This is a genomic window from Flavobacterium sp. CLA17, assembly GCF_013112255.2.
Taxonomy (GTDB): Bacteria; Bacteroidota; Bacteroidia; order Flavobacteriales; family Flavobacteriaceae; genus Flavobacterium; species Flavobacterium circumlabens.
Genome location: NZ_CP068294.1, coordinates 3,519,990 through 3,540,341 on the forward strand (window position 1 = coordinate 3,519,990; position 20,352 = coordinate 3,540,341).

A 20,352-nucleotide genomic window follows, 5' to 3' on the forward strand; every position below is an offset into this window, starting at 1 on the left:
GGAGAAACAGTAAATGTAATTTTATACTACTATGAAATACGCAAAGGATAAAACAGAAACCAAACAGCTTACCTCTTCCGTGGGAAACTTAAAGGGCAATAAAGCAATAGAACTGGAAGATAATCGCTCTGCTTCCATTCAAAGAAAAAGCAATAACACCGGCTTGCCTGATGCTTTAAAAAATGGAATGGAGAGCCTGAGCAATAAAAACCTGGATCATGTCAAAGTACATTACAATTCCTCCAAACCGGCTACTGTACAAGCCCTTGCGTATGCACAGGGTTCAAACATTCATTTGGCACCGGGTCAGGAAAAACATTTGCCCCACGAATTAGGCCATGTGGTACAGCAAATGGAAGGACGCGTAAAACCGACCATGAAGGTTGGCGGCACACCGGTAAATAATGATCCGGCACTGGAAAGTGAAGCTACGCATATGGGCCAGCGTGCCATTCAGCGCGCCAGCATTTCACGCCCTAAAGAAAATGCCAAAACTATTCAGCCCAAAAAAATACAGGAAGACCACACAGTCCAATTTCAAAATATGGATCATCTGGGAGTTCCGGGGATAAACTATGCCGTGATGAGTCAGGAAGGTTATGGAAAATGGCAGGAAACCGTTCAGGCAAAGGCCATGAGTGGTGTCAGCCATGCCGGCAATCAGGTTGTGGTGACACAATTTCAAAACTCAGACGAAGTACAACAATATTTTTTAGGGAGCACTGCTGTCTCCGTATTTTTACTTCTGGAAGGATCATTATCAGTGGCTGCCGGTATAGCAACCCTAAAATTATCTAAAGATGGGTTCACTCCGGGTCTTATAGCCATACTTGTAGGATCCGAAAAAATTATTCGTAGTTTGTTGACTTATTTTAGTGGCGAGGAGGCTGGTCCCTTCCATAAAATAGGTATGAATCTACTTCGTATGATTGAAGCTACTACAGCACTTGTAGGTGCTTCCCTGACTGTCAATCCGTTAGGACTGGCATTTAGTATTACAAAAATATTGCGCTCAGTAATGCATTTCGTGAGTGATTTTCTGGATAAAACCAAGTATACCGGAGGTCAAAAAGCAGCCACTATTCTCGCAGCAGCTCTACATGCGATTGAAGTCCTTATAACCTATGGATCAGGTGGTATAGATCTTCACAATGGCATTCACGGAGGAAACGCACTCAAAACTGTAACTGGTAGTTTAAGTCTTGGAGTGGCCAGTTCCAAAGGTGTGAGAACAGCCGATCAGAGTCATAAAGCTTACAAAAAGTATAAAACTCCAAAAATAGGACAATTGGAAGATGCACAAATACAAAAACCAAAACAAACAGAAGAAACAGGTCTTCTACCCTAATCTTTTAATGCAGACTGCAGCAGATAAAAAATACAATCACAGACTACTTTGTCCTCTAAAAAATATAATATGGAGCAGACTTTCAATACAACAAACAAAAGCGATACACAAGCTGTTTCGGCTAGTCTGAGTGAGAAAACCATTCAAAATAAAGCAAAAGTATTACAGGACAATCGCCCTGCTTCTATTCTTCAAAGAAAAGCAAACAATACCGGCCTTCCCGACCAATTAAAGTCCGGAATAGAAAATCTGTCCGGCCATAGTATGGATGATGTCAAAGTGCATTATAACTCCGACAAACCTGCCCTGCTTCAGGCACACGCTTATGCACAGGGAACCAACATTCATATCGCTTCCGGACAGGAAAAACATTTACCACACGAAGCCTGGCATGTAGTACAGCAAAAACAGGGGCGGGTAAAACCGACTCTGCAAATGAAAGGTAAAGCAAATGTAAACGATGATAAAGGGCTCGAAAAAGAGGCTGATGTTATGGGTGCGAAAGCCATTCAGAATAAAAGCATATCTCATTCTGCTCCGGAAAACACGTCTTTTTCCTCCACAAAAAACCACGGGACAGCAACAGTACAACGATTTACCCAGGAGGACATAAGGTTTATGTATGAAAAGAAATTCGGTTTAAGGCATCATGGTACAAAAGCTTCCGCAGAAAATGAAAAATTACATGGAACCGAAGGTGGCGACGCGGTCCCCCTGAACGCTATTGGAGGCGAAAATCCGCGAATGTCATTCGATTTATTGAGAAACACCCCAATACCCGTTGAGGTGATCAATAAATTTATTGCTAATGTAGATCATTTTATTTCCAACTCCTTAAACCGTACTGTTGTAATACGTTTAGGTCACACAACACCAAGACAACTCATAGAGCAATCTGTAAGTAAAAGTACTTTTCTTCTGGTACAGGGCATGAACGGAACAGATGCGCCAAAAGACATAGAAAAAGCAGTCTATGGGGGATTGGGTAAAGCCGGAAAACAAAAAATAAACGCCAGTCAGATTATACATTTAATGGCACTAAATGACAATGAAACAGATATGGAATTTATGAAGTTTATGCATCAAGATGCATTAGACACTCCAATCCAGACAAAGGAAGAGGGAGAAGAAGCCTTCAGTAATTTGGTTATGATATTTTCAGAAAAACTAAAAGATGTAGTGTATAAAATGCGTACAGGCAGTGACCGTTTTTTGGTAGACATCTAAAATAACACAACTCTATTTTCACTCCTATTGTTAGAAACCGATGGTTATACTAAAAAAAGAGAATAATTAATTGCAAAAATTATGGAACAGTCAAATTATATAAAAAACAACATCAAAACACAATCCGTTTCTAATAGCCTAACGACTAAAACCACTCAGAATAAAGCAATAACACTTGAAGATAATCGCCCTGCCTCTCTCCTGCAACGAAAAGCAAACCATACCGGACTGCCCGACCCCTTAAAATCCGGAATAGAAAACCTTTCCGGCCATAGTATGGATGATGTCAAAGTGCATTATAACTCCGACAAGCCTGCGCAGCTCAATGCGCACGCTTATGCACAGGGAACCGACATTCATATCGCTTCGGGGCAAGAGAAACATTTACCACACGAAGCCTGGCATGTGGTGCAGCAAAAACAAGGAAGGGTAAAACCAACTTTGCAAATGAAAGGCAAAGTAAATGTAAACGATGATAAAGGGCTCGAAAAAGAGGCTGATGTTATGGGAGCCAAAGCTCTCAATACCACGCACAGTACACAATTAAAAGTTCTTAAAAAGAAGCCCGCCAACTCCTATGTAGTTCAGAATGTAAGAAGTAAGGAAACCGCCAAAGAGAAATTTGACCGACAGATGAAGGAGATGAACGAACGTATAAAAAAAGCAAATGAAAAAATAGATAATATACATAAAATAAAAGCTGAACTTGGTATTGATGCGACTGCAACACCAATGAATCCGGCTTTCTTTGTAGGCGCATTTCCTACTACAGACCATTTGGATATTTCAAAAAAAGAAGCAAGATTAGCCAATTTCAGTTCAATGGTCAAAGAATTTGTAAATGCAATGCAAAAGAATAACGTAACTCCGGAAATACAAACAGCTTTGGTAAAAACGGCTTTGGGAGCTTCAGAATCAATTTATGTTTCCGGAAATACTTCTAATGCCAATAATAAAATCAGAGGTAAAAAAGCAATGGTTTTAGGTGATTATTACAAAGCTAATATTCGCCCGATAAGTGTTCGGAGAAGAGCAAAAGGCATTGAAAACGTTGCCCGGAGCATGGGGTATAAAGCAAAAGGAAGATATGTGGTTAAGAAAGATTTCAGGGCTAAAATAAAAGTAGTTAAAGGCGATACGGAAAATACTATAGCACAAAAAATAATCCGAAATTTACTAACGGAGCATAAGCGTAATCCTCTTCGTCTGACCGGAACCAGTTCCAGAAAATTTGCGAGAGCCCACGCTTCTAAACAGATGAACGTACCTACTAATAAAGAAAATATTCATGCAGAATCGGCCATACTTGCCAGTATACGTGATACCAAACAAAAAATATTAGAAATTGGAGGCACAAAAGTTGCCTGTATGGCATGTCAGGCCTATTTTACCAAATTAGGCGAACACGAGTTACTTGGAGATCATACCGGGTATGGATGGATCTCTAAGTCATCCCTGGCACAAATCAAACTATTAATAGATTCTATAGAAACAGCAGAAGATTATCTGGTAAGCCTTGTCAAAATATTAGAATCCAGATTATTATCTCTAAAAAGATTTACCGGAGCTGCGGGGGATAAAAATGTAGAAGATGCCGAACCAGAATCAGATGCTGATGATACTGATTCTGAAGATGAGGACTCTTTAGTCCTGTTAGAAAAATCCAGTGTTATTAGAGAAATTGCTCTAGCCTTATTAAATAGTTGATAAAAAGCACATCACAAATTGAAATTAGTATGGAACATTCTCAAGATAAAACTAACAGAAGCAAAATGCAATCTGTTTCAGATAGTCTGAATAAGAAAACCGTTCAGAATAAGGCAATAGTACTCGAGGACAATCGTCATGCCTCTCTCCTGCAACGAAAAGCGAACAACACCGGCCTGCCGGATCCCCAGGCCGACGTGATGGGGGCAAAAATGCTTAGCCGGCAAAAAACAATTCAGCCAAAAGCAACCCTTAATTTTCGCCAGGTCGTACAAAGGGTTTTAAATGCACAAAACGTGGTAGCCAAAGGCCATCAGTTTTTAGCAGCGCATGAAGAGGAAAGACAATTGATCATAAAAGCAAATAAATTACTGCAGGATTTTAGTGAACACGATTCTCCAGCAACCTTTCATGCTGTTAGTTCGAAACTAACTTCAATAAGAGATGCTTGTTATGCCCAAACCAATATTCAGGCAAATTTGGTTCAGGAATACGTTGATATTGCTGATGAAGCCGTTAGAAAAAAATTTCTGGATACAGTCTTACAAAAAGATTCGGCAGTTTTAAAACCTCTCTTTAACCGACTCATTAATCAGACGCCACTGGGTGATGGTGTGGATGCTAAATACAAAAAAATATTCCTGTCTTATGTGCTTCAGGGAATGAAATTCACAGCCGGTGAAGGGCGTTTTACAGAATTAATGCAGCTTTTAGGAGACCGAAATATCGAAATCAATCAACTTCTTATTGGTCCCAGTGCCGGATTACAGAATCCGGAAAGAGATAATCCACTGGGAGAAAAAACAGAACGCCGGGATAAAGTGGCAGACGCCGAATTGCTTGCACACCACCATAATAATCTGAGTGAATTTATAAAAGCAAAGGCAACTGGTGCTTATGCACGCACAGCAAACCCCAGAAGGGCAGAAATTGGTCATGCCACAGTGAATATGGAAAGAAGTCAGACTTTACTCCCAATTTATTACGGCCATACCGCTACAAAAGACATACAGGCTTTTACCTCTCCTATGTTTGCCGCTAATCATCATGAACTTGGCCACGTAGTCAATAAATTAAAAGGAATGGCAGGAGTTTCTGCTGATAAATACAGGGGCGAACCCACTCTAAATCAGCTTACAGACGAAGAAGAAGTGCATAATATTAGTATTGATGAACACAGTGACAAAGCACTTACAGACCAAATGAAATTACCTGAAAGGATTGCTCATGGTGCCATGGGCGGGCTGGATGCTGCTTCACCTGCACTGGACAGAAAAGCTATGGCTGATGACTTAACGAATTGGGATACACTTACCTATCACTTAACACCCGACAGGAAAAAGAACCTTGAACTTATTAAACGCATCGCTGACGCCAATTGGAGCGAACATACAAAATATGGCAGTAAACCATCGGGTATAAAAAAAATCATGGCAAAAGTTACCAGTATAAATAATAAGGGATTAGGAATGAAAAAACAATTCGAGGAGGTCAGAAAAATTGCCATTACCGCTGCTGCAGAAAAATCTTCCAACCGTTCTGTTCATACATCGGATTTCTACACCATTTTAAGCCAAATGAATGTTGATTCTTCTGATGGGTTAACTGCATTAGAAGGTAAACTGAATACCTTAATTGCCAATGGGAACTTATAAAAATCTATTTTGTCTGAACCAAAGGTTTTTTATTCCTGCTGTCGCAAACTTTACCTCATCTATTTGTCATTCCGAGGTACGAGGAATCACATCTGCTGAGCACATACTGTTGGCGAATACTTGATGTGATTCCTCGTTCCTCGGAATGACACTATGTTCTATAAAAGTCAGGAGACTTTTAACTCGTTTACAATTTATAAGAAACAAAAAAATTGCGCAAAGTCAGAGACATTTGCAGCAGCTTTTCATAAGGAACACTTCGGAGAGCGGAGTTAACTGCATTAGAAGGTAAACTGAATACCTTAATTGCCAATGGGAAATTATAAAAATCTATTTTGTCTGAACCAAATGTTTTTTATTCCTGTTGTCGCAAGCTTTACCTTACCTATTTGTCATTCCGAGGAACGAGGAATCACATCTGCTGAGCACATACTGTTGGCGAATACTTGATGTGATTCCTCGTTCCTCGGAATGACACTATGCTCTATAAAAGTCAGGAGACTTTTGACAGGTTTACAATTTATAAGAAACAAAAAAATTGCGCAAAGTCAGAGACATTTGCCAGCTTTTACTTCGGAGAGCGGAGAATTGATTTATAACTGTAGAAATAACGTCATAAAATCATGGCACATTTCGATCCTAATTGATTGAAATTTGACCCTGATTTCTTGGCTCTCATTTTAGTATTGTAACCAAATAATTGTCTAATATTCTTTTTTTTGATATTTCGACTTATTCACTTCTTCCTATACCATCTTTGTATTCAATATATTCTTTTCGAAATATACTGCCATCTTTTTTCTGAACAAATACCCTGATAATTGAATCCAACTCTCTATAACGTTCATATCCGTTGATAAAAACTTCAGTAGTTGTTATTGTTTTGTTTACAGAATCATACGTAAACTTTCCAGCGGTATAATTGGTATCTTTTTCCGTTTGAAAATAAAGTTTTTGCGTTTTAAATTTATATCCAAACAAGTATGTATCTTTTGTAGGACTGTAATACGTTTTTATGGACATAATTAAACCACCAAAATCGTCAATAAAGGCTTTTTCAATAGTTGTTCTATATTTGAAATCACCTATTTTTTCATAAGAGCTGCAGCTTAAGAAAAAAACAGTTAGTAGCGGTAATAAGATTTTAGCTTTCATATTTTATAAGTGTTGGGAATTGATTTATAACTGTAGAAATAACGTCATAAAATCATGGCACATTTCGATCCTAATTGATTGAAATGTGATCATGATTTTTTGGTTCTCATTTTAGTATTGTAACCAAATAATTGTCTAATATTCTTTTTGTTTGATAGTCAGACTTATTCACTTCTTCCTATACCATCTTTATATTTGATATATTCTTTTAAAACTATACTCCCGTCTATTTTCTGAACAAATACCCTGACAAGTGAATCTACCTCTAAAAAACGTTCATATCCGTTTTTAAAAATTTGAGTAGTTGTTATCGTTTTGTTTACAGGATCATACATGAACTTTCCATTGATATAATTGGTATCGTTTTCACCTTCAAAATCAAGTTTTTGGATTTTAAATTTGTTTCCAAATAAGAATGTATCTTTTGTAGGACTATAATACGTTTTTATAGAAATAATTACACCACCAAAATCGTCATTAAAGACTTTATGAATAGTTGTTCTGTATTTAAAATCGCCTAATTTTTCATAAGAGTTACAGCTTAAGAAAAAAGCGGTTAGTAGCAGTAGAAAGATTTTAGCTTTCATATTTTATAAGTGTTGGGAATTGATTTATAACTGTAGAAATAATGTTATAAAATCATGGCACATTTCGATCCTAATTGATTGAAATGTGACCCTGTTTTTTTGGTTTTCATTTTAGAATTATCAATAAATAATTGTCTAATAGTTTTTTGACATTCAGACCTATTTACTTGTTCCTACCCCATCTTTATATTCAATATATTCTTTTAGAAAGATACTCCCGTCTTTTTTCTGAACCAGTATCCTAACGAGAGAATCCAATTCTAAAAAATGTTCATATCCGTTTTTATAAATTTCAGTAGAAGTTATCGTTTTATTTACAGGATCATACGTAAATTTTTCAGCGATATAGTTGGTATCGTTTTCATTTTCAAAATCAAGTTTTTGAGTTTTAATGATATGGCCAAACAACAAAGTATCTTTTGTAGGGCTGTAATAGGTTTTTATAGTCTTAACTAAACCTCCAAAATCGTCATTAAAGACTTTATCAATAGTTGTCCTGTATTTAAAATCGCCTAATTTTTCATAAGAGTTACAGCTTAAGAAAAAAGCGGTTAGTAGCGGTAGTAAGATTTTAGCTTTCATATTTTATAAGTGTTGGGAATTGATTTATAACTGTAGAAATAACGTCATAAAATCATGGCACATTTCGATCCTAACGATTAAAAATGTGACCATGATTTTTTGGTTCTTATTTTAGTATTGCGACCAGATGATTGTCTAATAGTTTTTTTGAGATTTAAACTTATTTACTAGATCTAGTTCCTTTTTTATAATCGATACCTATCCCATCTTTATATTCAATATATTCTTTTAGAAATATACTCCCGTCTTGTTCATGAACCAGTATCCTGACGATTGAATCCAGCTCCTGATAACGTTCATATCCGTTTGTAAAAATTTCCGTAGAAGTTATTGTCTTGTTCGCAGGATCATACTTAAACTTTCCAATGCTGTAAATAGTATCTTTTTCAGTTTCTAAATCAAGTTTTTGGGTTTTAATCGCATGTCCAAACAAGAATGTATCTTTTTTAGGGCTGTAATATGTTTTTATAGAAATAATTAAACCACCAAAATCGTCAATAAAGACTCTTTTAACAGTTGTTCTGTATTTAAAATCACCTAATTTTTCATAAGAGTTACAACTTAAGAAAAAAACGGTTAGTATCGGTAGCAAGATTTTAGCTTTCATAAGTAATTATTTTAATTCCCAAAAATAGATTTCTGCTGCTTCATAAAAGTAGCAACCTGAAAGACATCCTGTCTGGCTAAAAAAATCGGCATGGCCCGAAGCTGTAAAAGTTCCGTCAGCTTTGGGAACCATAATATAGATACCCCATTTGCCATTTAAAGCCTTCTCATATTCTTGTGCTGTTTTATTTTTTAAATGCAGGGGTGGTGTGTCTGAATAAGCTTTTAGCATATAAGACAATAAACTGCTTGCATCTAAAATATAATTTAAGCCATCGCTTCCTTTTTCACTTTTTTGCTGACCGTTTTTATTTCTAAATACGGGTATCGGTTTTCCCGAATAATTCAGTCCTCTTGAAACCCGTATGGCGCATGCATTTTTATAGTTGTCGTTTAAATCCAGATTTTCCTGAAACATATGTCCTCCCACCAACTTATACACTTCTGGGCTTTTCATGCCCGCTGTACCATTTTTCGGAAAGGCATTATAAAAAGCATTTCGTCCCGGCAGCTTTTGCTTCTGCACCTGAACCCCGTCGTAATCATGTATATCAAACGGAGCTCCTCCATCGCTGCCTTCCTGGATTCCCATAAACCAATTGTCAAAATCTTTAAAGGTTGTAGTTGGGTTGTTTTTAAAATAATCCAATGCCCAATTTACAAAAACTCTGGTTTCTATACTGTAACCGCCCTTTGGTGTTTTATTGTTTTTTAAATAATAATCAATGCTTTTTCGGGCTTCTTTATAGTGGAATCCCAACAGCAAATCTACTTTATCACGACTCAAAACCGAAGCATAATAGTTATGGGGATCATCCATAGGAATTGTTAAAATTGGAATATAGGGTTCCATTTTAGCGCATCCTCCATTAGCTCCTAGTTTAACACAGATGTATTTCGGTGCCCAGTTTGTGTTGTCGCTGCCTTTCGGAAAATAATTACTTCCGCTTCTGTTAGGACCTGCCGGTTCTGCACAACCGGAACACACAGATCCCGGCCCAGGACCAATCGGAGGAGGAAGCGGCGAAGGGATATTGGTGCAGCTTACAGAAACAATCCATCCGGGCTGCTGGCCGGAACTGCCATTGCACGGTTCTCCCGGCTGATGATTCCCCCCTGCCGTACAGGTTTTAGGTTTGTATGTTTCTACACAAATAGTTAAAGGTTCGTCTATTTCATCATCAAAAACTGCTTCCGCAACTGTTTTATTGGTACTATTAACTGTAACTCTTTCATCAATATTTACTTTTCGTTTATAATATAAATACTCCATTTTTTTACTTCCTGTAAAATCAATGTTGTCATTAGCAGCAACTAGTCCTTGTTTAATAGATTCCTGATAATTTTCATCAGGATAATACGTCACCAAATAGACTGCATCCCTTAATTTATCTTTTTCAATTACCAAATTTTGGAAAACATAAGCGCTTTCAGAATCATTGAGGATTGGTATTGTATAAGAGGTATAGTCCCGTAAAACAAACTTTTTCACGGCATTGGATAAATCCAGATTGAACAGTTCCGGATTCGGATTTTTGGAACTGCTTTTGTTTTGCCGTACTTTTTTTGATGCCTTTTGCAAAACCGGGCCTAAATAATCATCGTTTTTAATGTCATCTAAGGTTACATCTTCTTGTTTTATCCCCGATAACACTGCTGTAGCAGCAGATACCTCTTTTGGTTTATCGAATGTTTCTTCATTACAATTTGATAACAATAATAAAAGGGAAAGAGAAACAATACCTAATTTAATCTTTTTCATCGTCTTAAGTTGTGTTAGTTCATATTTATATTCGGGTTCTTTTGTAATGAGAGTCTCGAAATCTACATTACTCCTGCCGGAAATTCTTGTGCTAAGAGCCTGATAGTGATCATAAAACAATCATTTCTCTGCTAACCTAAAAAATAAATATTGTACTAAAAAAACCGATTTATAAGTGGTGGGTTCTGATTGATAACTGTAGAAGGAAACCCTTAATTTTAACATTTTAAGCTTAAAAAATGAAAAATATTAAGAATTATGTTGTTACGAAAAACAATTAGGAAAGCTTTTACCAGCGATAACATTGTTGTAAAAAATACCAATGCAAGAGTAAGTAAAACTTCGTTCAAGCGAGGAAAATGCCTGACAATCTGACCGAAAAAGAGGAAAAAACCTGAAAAATATTCAATATCTTTCATGTATAGGAGCGACGGAGCGGTGACGGAGGAGTGACGGTAACGTGACGGAGAAATGACGTAAGAAAAACAAATGCCAAACTGGCAGAATTAGAGTGAATTAATGCTGGGAGTTGATTAACTTAAATCACTAACATATATGTCGTTGCTAATGTCTTTTTTTATCTGTCAATTTGAAATACTATGAAACAGATTAAAAACAATCAATTATTATCAGCATTTCAACCCATGAAAACCAAAAAAGAAAAACCAGACTGGAAAATCGCATCAGAAATAGAACTTATTTACAAGACTAAAGTAAAAGCATCAGAACGCCCGTATATTACCTCTTCGGAAGCAGCGTATGAACTGGCCGTAAAAAACTGGAATCCGGACACAATCGAATTTTTCGAACAGTTTAAGATTCTCCTGCTCAACCAATCCAATAGAGTACTGGGTGTTTACGAAGTATCCTCGGGAGGGATATCACAAACTTTTGTTGACCTGCGGTTATTGTTTTCTGCGGCACTCAAAGCCAATGCCTCCGGTCTTATTATGATTCACAATCATCCATCGGGCAAAACCATTCCGTCACGTAACGATACACTGATTACCAGAAAAATCAAGGAAGCGGGTGCTATGCTCAATATTGATGTTGTAGATCATTTGATTATTAGTCCCGAAAATTATTATTCGTTTGCCGATCACGACAAACTTTAGTGCTGTTAATTATTTTCAAATGGCTACTGCTCCTCATAAGTGTTCATTCGTAACGCTGCGCAAATGTCTCTGCTCCTCATAAGTGTTCATTGTTAACGCTGCGCAAATGTCTCTGACTTTGCGCCTTTAAACAAATCCCATCAAAAAACGAAAACGCCATAAAGTCTCCGACTTTAAACTAAATTTTAATACAAATTATATTTTGTAAAAGATTTAGAATCTAAAACGTCCACCACAGGATTATCTGCTTTTTCAATTGCTAACAATCCACAATCATTAACATAATTGCTGGCACTGGAATAAATATAATCTGAAGCTTTTGTTACAAGCCCAGCCCTAACAGAATTTAAATGTATGTAATCTAATTTTGACCACATAAATGTATTGCTATAAATTTCCTCAGCATGATTTCCGTATTGCCAAAACTGATACTCTTTGTTTCTCTGATGACTTTGAGCAGCTAATTTGAAACGTTCGAGCATCCATTCTCTCCGGCTTTCGTTGCTGTTTTGAATTTTTTCAAGAATATTTTTTGCTATATATTTTTTAAAATCCCTTATTAAATCTGATAATCTTCCATCTTCAGACTGTACAATTAAATGAATATGGTTACTCATAATAACATAACCATATAAAATCATTCCTTTATTTTTAATGCAATAATCAAAACTCTCAATAACTATATCCCGATACGTTTGTCGTGAAAATACATCAATCCAGTCAACTACTGTTGAAGTGATAAAATGTGGTAAATTTTGATCTTTAATAACATATCCTTCTTTCATTTTTGCTTTTTTTTTCTTACAAAAATAGATTTTATTTTATATTAATTTGTATTTAAAAACCTGAGCGTAAAAGTCAGGAGACTTTTGACAAGTTTACAATTTATAAGAAATAAAAAAAATTGCGCAAAGTCAGTCCCGAAGGCTTTCGGGATTGCGCAGCTTTTCAGGAGAACTCTTCTGGAAGCAGAGATTTTATTTTATATTAATTTGTATTTAAAAAACCTGAGCGTAAAAGTCAGGAGACTTTTGACAAGTTTACAATTTATAAGAAATAAAAAAAATTGCGCAAAGTCAGAGACATTTGCGCAGCTTTTTAGGAGAATTATTTATACTTTCAAATCGCGATTCGCTTCCAGTTCCCCCTTCTGTAAACAATCACACTCAAAACCGTAATAAGAGTCTCTGCCACCGGAATGGCTATAAAAACCCCTAATGGTCCCAATTGATAATAATGAACCAAAAGATATGCAAACGGAATCTGAAAGATCCAAAAGCCGAAAATATTAATCCATGTTGGGGTCCAGGTATCACCTGCTCCGTTGAACGTGTTGTTTAAAACCATTCCCAAACCATAAAAAATAAAGCCCGTGCTCATAATCTGCAAGGCATTGACCGCAATTTTTACGATCTCTGCATCGTCTGTAAAAAATGAAATCAGGTAATGGGCACTAAAAAAGCAAATCAGCATGATAACCCCCATAAAAAGCATATTGTATTGGGCTGTTTTATAAACCGATTTTTCGGCCCGGTCTACTTTTTTGGCTCCCAGGTTCTGACCGACCAAAGTCGCGGCAGCATTACTAAGTCCCCAGGCGGGCAGGATAAAAAACATCATAATCCTGATCGCAGTCTGATACCCCGACGATGCATAATCGCCTCCGGTGGTGGCGACAAGATTGGCGAGGAAAATCCAGCTACAGGAAGCGATTACATACTGCAAAACCCCGGGTGTGGCGAGTTTTATAATGGCTTTGATTAATTTGATCTGCGGAATAAAATAGCTTCCTTTTATTTTTAGAATCCCTTTTCCGTAAAAAAGAAAATAACACTGGTACCCTACTCCAATCGCTCTTCCGGCAGTGGTGGCAATGGCAGCGCCCATGATTCCCATAGGCGGAATAAACCAAAAACCATTTATTAAGATGGGACAAAGAATGATATTCGAAATATTGGCAATCCATAAACTTTTCATGGCGATGATAGCATTTCCGGCACCGCGGAAGATTCCGTTAATCAAAAAGATCAGCATTACGACTACACTTCCGGCAATCATAATTCGGGTATAAATAGCACCATAAGCGATAGAAGAAGCTGAAGCGCCCATTAAGTGCAGTATTTCTTTAGCACAAATAAAACCCGGAATACTGATCAGCAAATTAATCAAGATGGCAATTACAATGGCCTGAACGCCCGATTTTGCGGCTTCTGTGGCTTCTTTTTCCCCAATGCGTCGGGCTACAATGGCAGTAGTAGCAATGCTTATGCCGATGGCGATCGAATAAATAATGGCAAACAGCGATTCGGTTAAACCCACAATCTGAATGGCGTGATTGCTTTCTTCTAAATGCCCCACAAAATACAAATCGACCAACGCAAATACCGATTCCATGACCATTTCCAATACCATCGGAATCGACAGGATGATAATGGCTTTTTTGATGCTTCCGGAAGTAAAATCAAATGATTCGGCCTTTTTTAAAACTTCAGAAAAACGATCCAATGTACTGCGAATTGACTTTACCGACCTTGTAAGATATAACATAATGCTTTTTTAAATTCTATAAAATACAGTTTTCTTCCCGGATCTGAATCCGGAAAGAAAACCAGTTAAAACAACCTTTCAGCCCAGTTAAAGTGCTGTCGAAAGTTTGTCTTTGGGTATGAATGCGGAAATTGGATTTTTTAATTTCCCCACAAACTGAAGGCTTTCTATGGGTGAAGCCAAGTCGAGCATTTGCTTGTTGTTTCGCAATTGCAGACGGTTCAGGCAGCAGGAATCGAATTCGGAAACAAACAAATTGTACTTTTTAAACTGCTCTTCCAAATGTGGATGTGTTTCCTGGTATTCGTGGATACAATTGGCCACTTCCTCCCAAAAATCACTTTCCGGAAGGGTTTTCGATTCTGATAATATGGCCGACAGAAAGCGGAAATAAAACTGAAAGACATCATTGAATAGACACAAAATCTTTAGCGGTTCGCTCATGTCAATCTGAATGCGTTTTGCTTTTTCCGGCAGTTTCCTTTTGGTATTAAAAACCATTACTTCTTCGGTAATGTCTTTCATGATGGCTTTTACCGGAATATGATTTTCAAACACCAGAATCAGGTTTTCGCCATGCGGCATAAAAACCATTTCGTGTTCGTAAAAACAATGCAGCAAAGGTGAAAGATACGCATTGAGATAACTTTTCATCCATGATTTCGGACTGATTCCGGAGGCTTTGATCAATTCGGACACCAAAGAATTCCCGGATAGATCGACATGCAGTAAGGCCGCCATGGTCATAATCTGCTGGCCTTTGGACAATTTCGGAATGGGGCTTTCTCTCCATAGGGCCGCGAGCATTTTATTATGGGGCAGACTTCGTCCGAGCGGTTCGTACAGGAAATTCCGGTAGCCAATAGTGGCTACTTCACCCAATAACGTGAATCCTTTTTGCTGTAAATAGGCATCGTTTTCTACCACATCGGCTACCCATGCTGTGATGGTTGGCGTGCTTTCCATATAATACGGAGACAAACCGCGCATAAATCCCATATTTATGACCGACAGCGCGGTTTTGACATAAAATTTCTCGGGAGCACTGGTATTAAAAAAAGTACGAATCGATTGCTGAGCTGAATAGTTATCGTTTCCATAACCAAGGCAAACCAAATGGCCTTCGGCAAGATCAGGCGCAAAAATAAGCGCCAGTTTATTGAACCATTGCCACGGATGTACCGGGAAAAAGTAATATTCCTCACTGTTTAAACCTTTCGACTCCATTACATTTTCAAAAGAAGTAATAGTTTCCAAAGGCAATTCCTGAGCCAGTACTTTTTTATAATCCAAATTCTCAATTCCGGAGAAAGTCGCCCTGCTCTTGTGTCCGGCGAGCCATAACAACTGCATTGGCGCATTGGCTTCGGGTGAAAACTGCGCAAAATCATCGATATTAAAACCATTTTTTCCGCTATTGGCCACAAAACAAGGATGGCCTTCGGTCATGGCGTGCTCAATCACCTGATAGTCCTGATGTACCAGTTCTTCAGCTGAATAATTTTCGTTGTCAATTTTATACGCGGTACTGTATAACGTGCTTGTAATTTCTTCTAAATAAGTAGGCAAAAGCACTTCGTCAATGCCTAAAACATTTTTAAATTCAATTAGAAATTCCAGTAAGCGCAGTGGAACGTCTATCCCATCTGCTGTTTTCTTTTGAATGGAATCAGCCGAAACCGACCAATGGTTTAACGCCAGAACAGAAGCCTCAAAGGTATATTCGAAGGTCTTATCGGGCGAAAACAAACCATAAGTTTTTCCGTTTTTTAGTGTTGGAACAATGAGCAATTCGTGTACAAATTCGCCTATCGTTTTCTTTAGCAAAAGTACATTGGCTTTGTCCCAGTTCTTCTTGGTGATATGTGCAATACTTTTAGTGGGTATTTCCATTTTCTTTTTAATTTAAATCGACTGTAAAGCCTTGTAATAGTCTTCGCGTGTACAAAATTCGAGATGTGCTTGTTTGTGCGGAAGATCCAGCAAAGTCTGAAAAACAAATCCTGCCTTTTTATTCAGCAAGTGAATTTTATGATTGCGGGCATCCGGTTCTACCACGACGCGCTGGTTGTTGGCATCACAAAAAATAAAATCAAGGATCACGGTAAAAACTGACCATGTAAAATTGTTAATCGGTTTTTCGAAAGGCGCTACGAGAATGTGCATGCCCCTGTCCCCTTTTTCGACTTTGTAATAATCGCCGATACTGTCTTCTTCCGGATTATAACATTCTAAGAGAAAAGAAACAGTACCATTGAAAATTCCCATATACACATCGGTTTTTTCGAGAATTTTACGGTACGAATCGTATACTTCCTGCACCGAAAATCCGTTCATGCCCCAGTACACCGCATACTCGCGATTGACCCAGTTGTGCAGCAGCGGAATATCAGCTTCCAGATCTATCGGGCGAAGCTCAAAAACACCTAAACCCGGAATCGTTTTTACAAAAACAATGTCGGTAACGGCTTTATTTTCAGGATGCGTTAATAATGTATCAGTCATCTGTTGCGGAATTAAGCTATTATTTTTTTATACGGAGCAATCGGATTTTGCAGTTTTCCCTGAAATTGCAGCAAAGCCACCGGATCATCTAAATCGATCATGGTTTTGTTGTTATTCAGTTGCAGGCGGTTCAGGCAGGACAATTGAAATTCATCGGCAAACAAATCATATTGTTCGAATTTTGAATTCAAATGCGAATTTGCCTCCTGATAATCTGAAATACAATCGGCTACCAATTCCCAAAAACGTTTTTCGTCATAACCGTCGCTGCTCACTAAAATGGCAGAAAGGAAACGGAAAAAACCATCAAAAATATCGATGAAAACAGAAAGCAATTTTACCTCTTCCGGCACTTCTGCGTAGATTCTTTCAATATTTTTCGGAACTGCAACATCAGGGTTCAGAATCACAGCTTCTTCGGTAATATCTTTCATGAACGAACGAACGGGAACGTGATTTTCTAATCCTAAAATAAGGTTTTCGCCATGAGGCATGAAAACCAAATCGTATTGGTAAAAACAGTGCAATAAAGGGCTTAGATATACTTTGAAATATTCCGTCAGCCAATTGTCAATCGATAGTCCGGATGCCTTTATAATTTCTGAAACTAATGCGTTTCCGTCTTTATCGAGGTGTAAAAAAGCGGCCATTGTCATTAATTGCTCGTCGTTTTCCAGCTTTGCCACGGGGCTTTCCCTCCATAAGGAAGCGATCATTTTGTTGTACGGATTGTGTTTTCCAAATTCCTCAAAATAAGGATTGATGTAACTTACCGAAGCCACTTCGCCCAGCATTCCGAAGCCCACTTTTTGCAGGTATTCGTCTTTGCTTAATAAGGCGTCCAGCCATTCGGCCATTTCAGGCGCGGTACCCAGATAAAATACGGGCAAACCACGCATGAATCCCATGTTCAGGATTGAAAGTGAGGTTTTCGTATACAACTTTTTAGGATTGCTTAAATTAAACAAAGTGCGGATCGACTGTTGTGCCTGATATAAATCCGGACCGTAGCCTACACAAATCAGTTTTCCTTTGGCAATTTCCGGTGAAAATAAATTAGCCAGTTTATTGAACCATTGCCAGGGATGAACGGGAATAAAGAAATACTCTTTCGGGTCTGCTCCTTTTTTCTCGATAATGCTATTAAAATGCGCCAGTGTTTCTGTTCCTAATTCCTGTTGAATCAGCGTATCGTAATCCAGTTTTTTGGTTCCTGCATACACGGTCCTGTCGCGGTGACCGGCCAGCCAGATCATTTTAAACGGATTTCCTGTTTCGGGTGCATACGCTTTATAATCCATGCTGTTGTAACCGATGCGCCCGTTGTTCGCCACAAATCCGGGATGTCCTTCCATCATGGACTGTTCGATGGTCTGGAAATCAGAATTGGCCAGGGATTTTGAAGTGGAATTTTCCTTTAATAATTTATAAGCACTTCCGTATAAAGTGCTGATAATCTCTTCTATGTATGAAGGCAATAACTGATCTGAAATGCCTAAGTTGTTTTTGAATTCCTGAATAAATTCTACGGCATCTAAAACGGCTATTTCCCCGTTTTGCGTTTTCGAAATAGAATGCAGTTCAATATTCAAATGATTCAAAGCCAGTTGTTGTGCCGTAAAACGATACACTGTTGTACCGTTATCTGCTACGAGGGAATATTGGTTTCCTTTTTCATTACTTTCTTCCTGAACTGGCCTGATTAAAAACTCATGCGAAAACTCACAAAGTGCTTTTTTTACCAACAGCCTGTTGGCTTTTTCCCATACTTCATGCTGAATGTGTGCAATAGCATTTTCAGGAAATTCTATTTGATTTTCGTTATTCATTTCAATATAATTGAGGTTAAATAAATTTGTTTTTTTAATGAACTGATCCCGATTGCAGAAAGCCAGCAGAGCTGTTTTATGCGGTAACTGCACTACTTCTGAATCTACAAAACCAACCCTGTGGCAGATTTCGAACATTTTTTTGTTTCGAATATCGGGTTCTACCAGAATACGCTGCACTTTCAGGTCACTGAAAATAAACTTCATTATTCCCGAGAAAATATGCCACGTAAACTGCGGGATATATTTTGTACAGGGCGCCACAATTACGTGCATGCCGCAATCGTAATCCTGAACCGGGTAGTAATTGCCGATAATGTCCAGTTTCGGATTGTAACGTTCCAGTAAAAAAGAAACTTCACCATTGACAAGTCCGATAAAAATATCGGATTCACTGCTTAATTTTTCATATTCTGTACGGACTTCTTCCACCGATTTTCCCTGCATGCCCCAATATTGCGCATAATCGCGATTGACCCAGTCGTGAATAATTTCAGTATCAAGATCCAGCTGTAACGGACGAAAATCGATAGTGCCGAATTCCGGAATCGTGATTGTATAAATGGGATTCAGCGATCCTTTTATAACCGGTTTTCCATTGTATAAATTCATTTCTCTGTTGTTTTAGTTAATTGATAATGGTGCTGCAGACCATTTTTCACGCCATTGAGAACGAACGGAATTGTAAAGAATCTGAATCGAAATGCTCAGCCCTATCACTACAGGAAATAAACCTAAAACCGTGATTTGGTCGTGTTCCCAAAAACCAATCACATACATGCCCCAATTGATCAGCACCCATTGAATGACATACAAACTGGTTACATTTTTGCTGCAGAAAACAAGTGCTTTAAAAACGGGATTGTCTTCTTTAAACAGCTGTACTATAAAATTGACCAGCCAGTAAAAAACCATATTGGCACCCAGCAATAAAATGCTTCCGCCGGGACCTAAATGATAGTAATCCCCAAAATGATATTCGTAATTAGTAAAATTCAATACGCCGCCAATTCCAATAAAAACAAAACCGAGCACTAGCATTTTCTTAAAAAATACCGTTTGGTTTTCCTCTAATTCCTTATACCATCTTCCTAAGAACATTCCCAGCAGAATAAAGGCACTCCACGGAAAAACAGGGAAATACACATTAAACTGATTGCTGAAAAACAAGTCACAGATATAGTCTACTCCTACAATACCAACTCTGAAACCACTGACTTCCTTAGAAATTGCGATGATGGCCAAAGCCACGATTAACGGAACGTATTTGCTTTTGCTGAAATGATTAATAATTCCCATGATAAAAAGCGTTACACCAGCCAATTGCAGAATGTCTCCTAAAAGCAAAAAGAATATTCCGGTTTGTAACGTTCCCGATTGCAATCCGTAGGCGCTCACAAAGGCTTCCGGCAGTCCGCCAAATATAAATTCGGGTACCAGGAATTTCAGGAAGTTCATTCCATAACCAATTCCTAAAATGTAGAACCCTCTTTTACATACTTTCTGAAAACTTTGTCTTCTTGACAATACAAATGAAATGCCCATACTTACTAAAAACAGGGTTGTTCCTCTACCCAGCCATAAAGTAATTTCTCCCAAAATAGTCTGGGTTTGTGTCTGAATGGTTCCGTAAATAAGCATGGTGTGAATCATCATCATAAAAATCACACTCATTCCCCTGGTAATATCTATTGCTAAAATTCTCTTTTTTTGTTTTGTTTCCATCG

General features: G+C 37.9%; 16 protein-coding genes. 5 read left to right on the forward strand and 11 right to left on the reverse strand.

What is annotated here, in order from left to right; translation table 11 throughout:
• Nucleotides 1–31 precede the first annotated feature (31 nt).
• The 4 genes from HAV12_RS14460 to HAV12_RS14475 all read left to right on the forward strand — a co-directional run bounded on the left by HAV12_RS14460 (nt 32) and on the right by HAV12_RS14475 (nt 5,937).
• Nucleotides 32–1,348: a DUF4157 domain-containing protein gene (locus HAV12_RS14460; RefSeq protein WP_171570282.1), complete on the forward strand. Its 1,317-nt coding sequence runs from the start codon at nt 32–34 to the stop codon at nt 1,346–1,348.
• Nucleotides 1,349–1,417: 69 nt separating this feature from the next.
• A complete protein-coding gene (locus HAV12_RS14465) occupies nt 1,418–2,575 on the forward strand; it encodes a DUF4157 domain-containing protein (RefSeq protein WP_197984807.1) in 1,158 nt (385 codons plus the stop codon).
• Nucleotides 2,576–2,656: 81 nt separating this feature from the next.
• Nucleotides 2,657–4,282 (forward strand): DUF4157 domain-containing protein, encoded by a 1,626-nt coding sequence (locus HAV12_RS14470; RefSeq protein WP_171570283.1) that lies wholly within the window; start codon nt 2,657–2,659, stop codon nt 4,280–4,282.
• A 29-nt stretch (nt 4,283–4,311) separates the two neighbouring features.
• Entirely contained in the window at nt 4,312–5,937 is a 1,626-nt protein-coding gene (locus HAV12_RS14475) for a hypothetical protein (RefSeq protein ID WP_171570284.1), read from the forward strand.
• Nucleotides 5,938–6,669: 732 nt separating this feature from the next.
• Here the strand turns inward: HAV12_RS14475 and HAV12_RS14480 are convergent.
• From HAV12_RS14480 to HAV12_RS14500, 5 genes are all read right to left on the reverse strand, one after another.
• Complete coding sequence (locus HAV12_RS14480) at nt 6,670–7,092, reverse strand: hypothetical protein (RefSeq protein ID WP_171570285.1); 423 nt, start codon at nt 7,090–7,092, stop codon at nt 6,670–6,672.
• A gap of 164 nt (nt 7,093–7,256) precedes the next feature.
• Nucleotides 7,257–7,679 carry a hypothetical protein gene (locus tag HAV12_RS14485; RefSeq protein WP_171570286.1) on the reverse strand — a complete coding sequence of 141 codons (423 nt, stop codon included), beginning with the start codon at nt 7,677–7,679 and terminating at the stop codon, nt 7,257–7,259.
• 159 nt (nt 7,680–7,838) lie between these two features.
• Nucleotides 7,839–8,261, reverse strand: coding sequence for a hypothetical protein (locus tag HAV12_RS14490; protein WP_171570287.1), 423 nt, complete (start codon nt 8,259–8,261; stop codon nt 7,839–7,841).
• Between the two features lie 160 nt (nt 8,262–8,421).
• Nucleotides 8,422–8,868, reverse strand: a complete 447-nt coding sequence (locus tag HAV12_RS14495; protein WP_171570288.1) for a hypothetical protein — start codon at nt 8,866–8,868, stop codon at nt 8,422–8,424.
• 6 nt (nt 8,869–8,874) lie between these two features.
• Nucleotides 8,875–10,629 (reverse strand): type VI secretion system amidase effector protein Tae4, encoded by a 1,755-nt coding sequence (locus tag HAV12_RS14500; protein ID WP_171570289.1) that lies wholly within the window; start codon nt 10,627–10,629, stop codon nt 8,875–8,877.
• Between the two features lie 644 nt (nt 10,630–11,273).
• On the opposite strand from HAV12_RS14500, the gene HAV12_RS14505 reads away from it, so the two are divergent.
• Nucleotides 11,274–11,744 (forward strand): RadC family protein, encoded by a 471-nt coding sequence (locus HAV12_RS14505; RefSeq protein WP_171571698.1) that lies wholly within the window; start codon nt 11,274–11,276, stop codon nt 11,742–11,744.
• A 185-nt stretch (nt 11,745–11,929) separates the two neighbouring features.
• Here HAV12_RS14505 and HAV12_RS14510 read toward each other — a convergent pair whose 3' ends face one another.
• The 6 genes from HAV12_RS14510 to HAV12_RS14535 form a co-directional block, all read right to left on the reverse strand.
• On the reverse strand, nt 11,930–12,529 hold the full coding sequence (locus HAV12_RS14510) for a transposase (RefSeq protein ID WP_171570290.1): 600 nt from the start codon (nt 12,527–12,529) through the stop codon (nt 11,930–11,932).
• Between the two features lie 334 nt (nt 12,530–12,863).
• Nucleotides 12,864–14,291, reverse strand: a complete 1,428-nt coding sequence (locus HAV12_RS14515; RefSeq protein WP_171570291.1) for an MATE family efflux transporter — start codon at nt 14,289–14,291, stop codon at nt 12,864–12,866.
• Between the two features lie 87 nt (nt 14,292–14,378).
• Complete coding sequence (locus HAV12_RS14520) at nt 14,379–16,184, reverse strand: IucA/IucC family siderophore biosynthesis protein (protein ID WP_197984808.1); 1,806 nt, start codon at nt 16,182–16,184, stop codon at nt 14,379–14,381.
• A 12-nt stretch (nt 16,185–16,196) separates the two neighbouring features.
• Nucleotides 16,197–16,796 (reverse strand): GNAT family N-acetyltransferase, encoded by a 600-nt coding sequence (locus HAV12_RS14525; RefSeq protein WP_132033988.1) that lies wholly within the window; start codon nt 16,794–16,796, stop codon nt 16,197–16,199.
• 11 nt (nt 16,797–16,807) lie between these two features.
• Nucleotides 16,808–19,237, reverse strand: coding sequence for a GNAT family N-acetyltransferase (locus HAV12_RS14530; protein WP_171570292.1), 2,430 nt, complete (start codon nt 19,235–19,237; stop codon nt 16,808–16,810).
• 12 nt (nt 19,238–19,249) lie between these two features.
• On the reverse strand, nt 19,250–20,350 hold the full coding sequence (locus tag HAV12_RS14535; RefSeq protein ID WP_171570293.1) for a heparan-alpha-glucosaminide N-acetyltransferase domain-containing protein: 1,101 nt from the start codon (nt 20,348–20,350) through the stop codon (nt 19,250–19,252).
• Between the last annotated feature and the right edge of the window lie 2 nt (nt 20,351–20,352).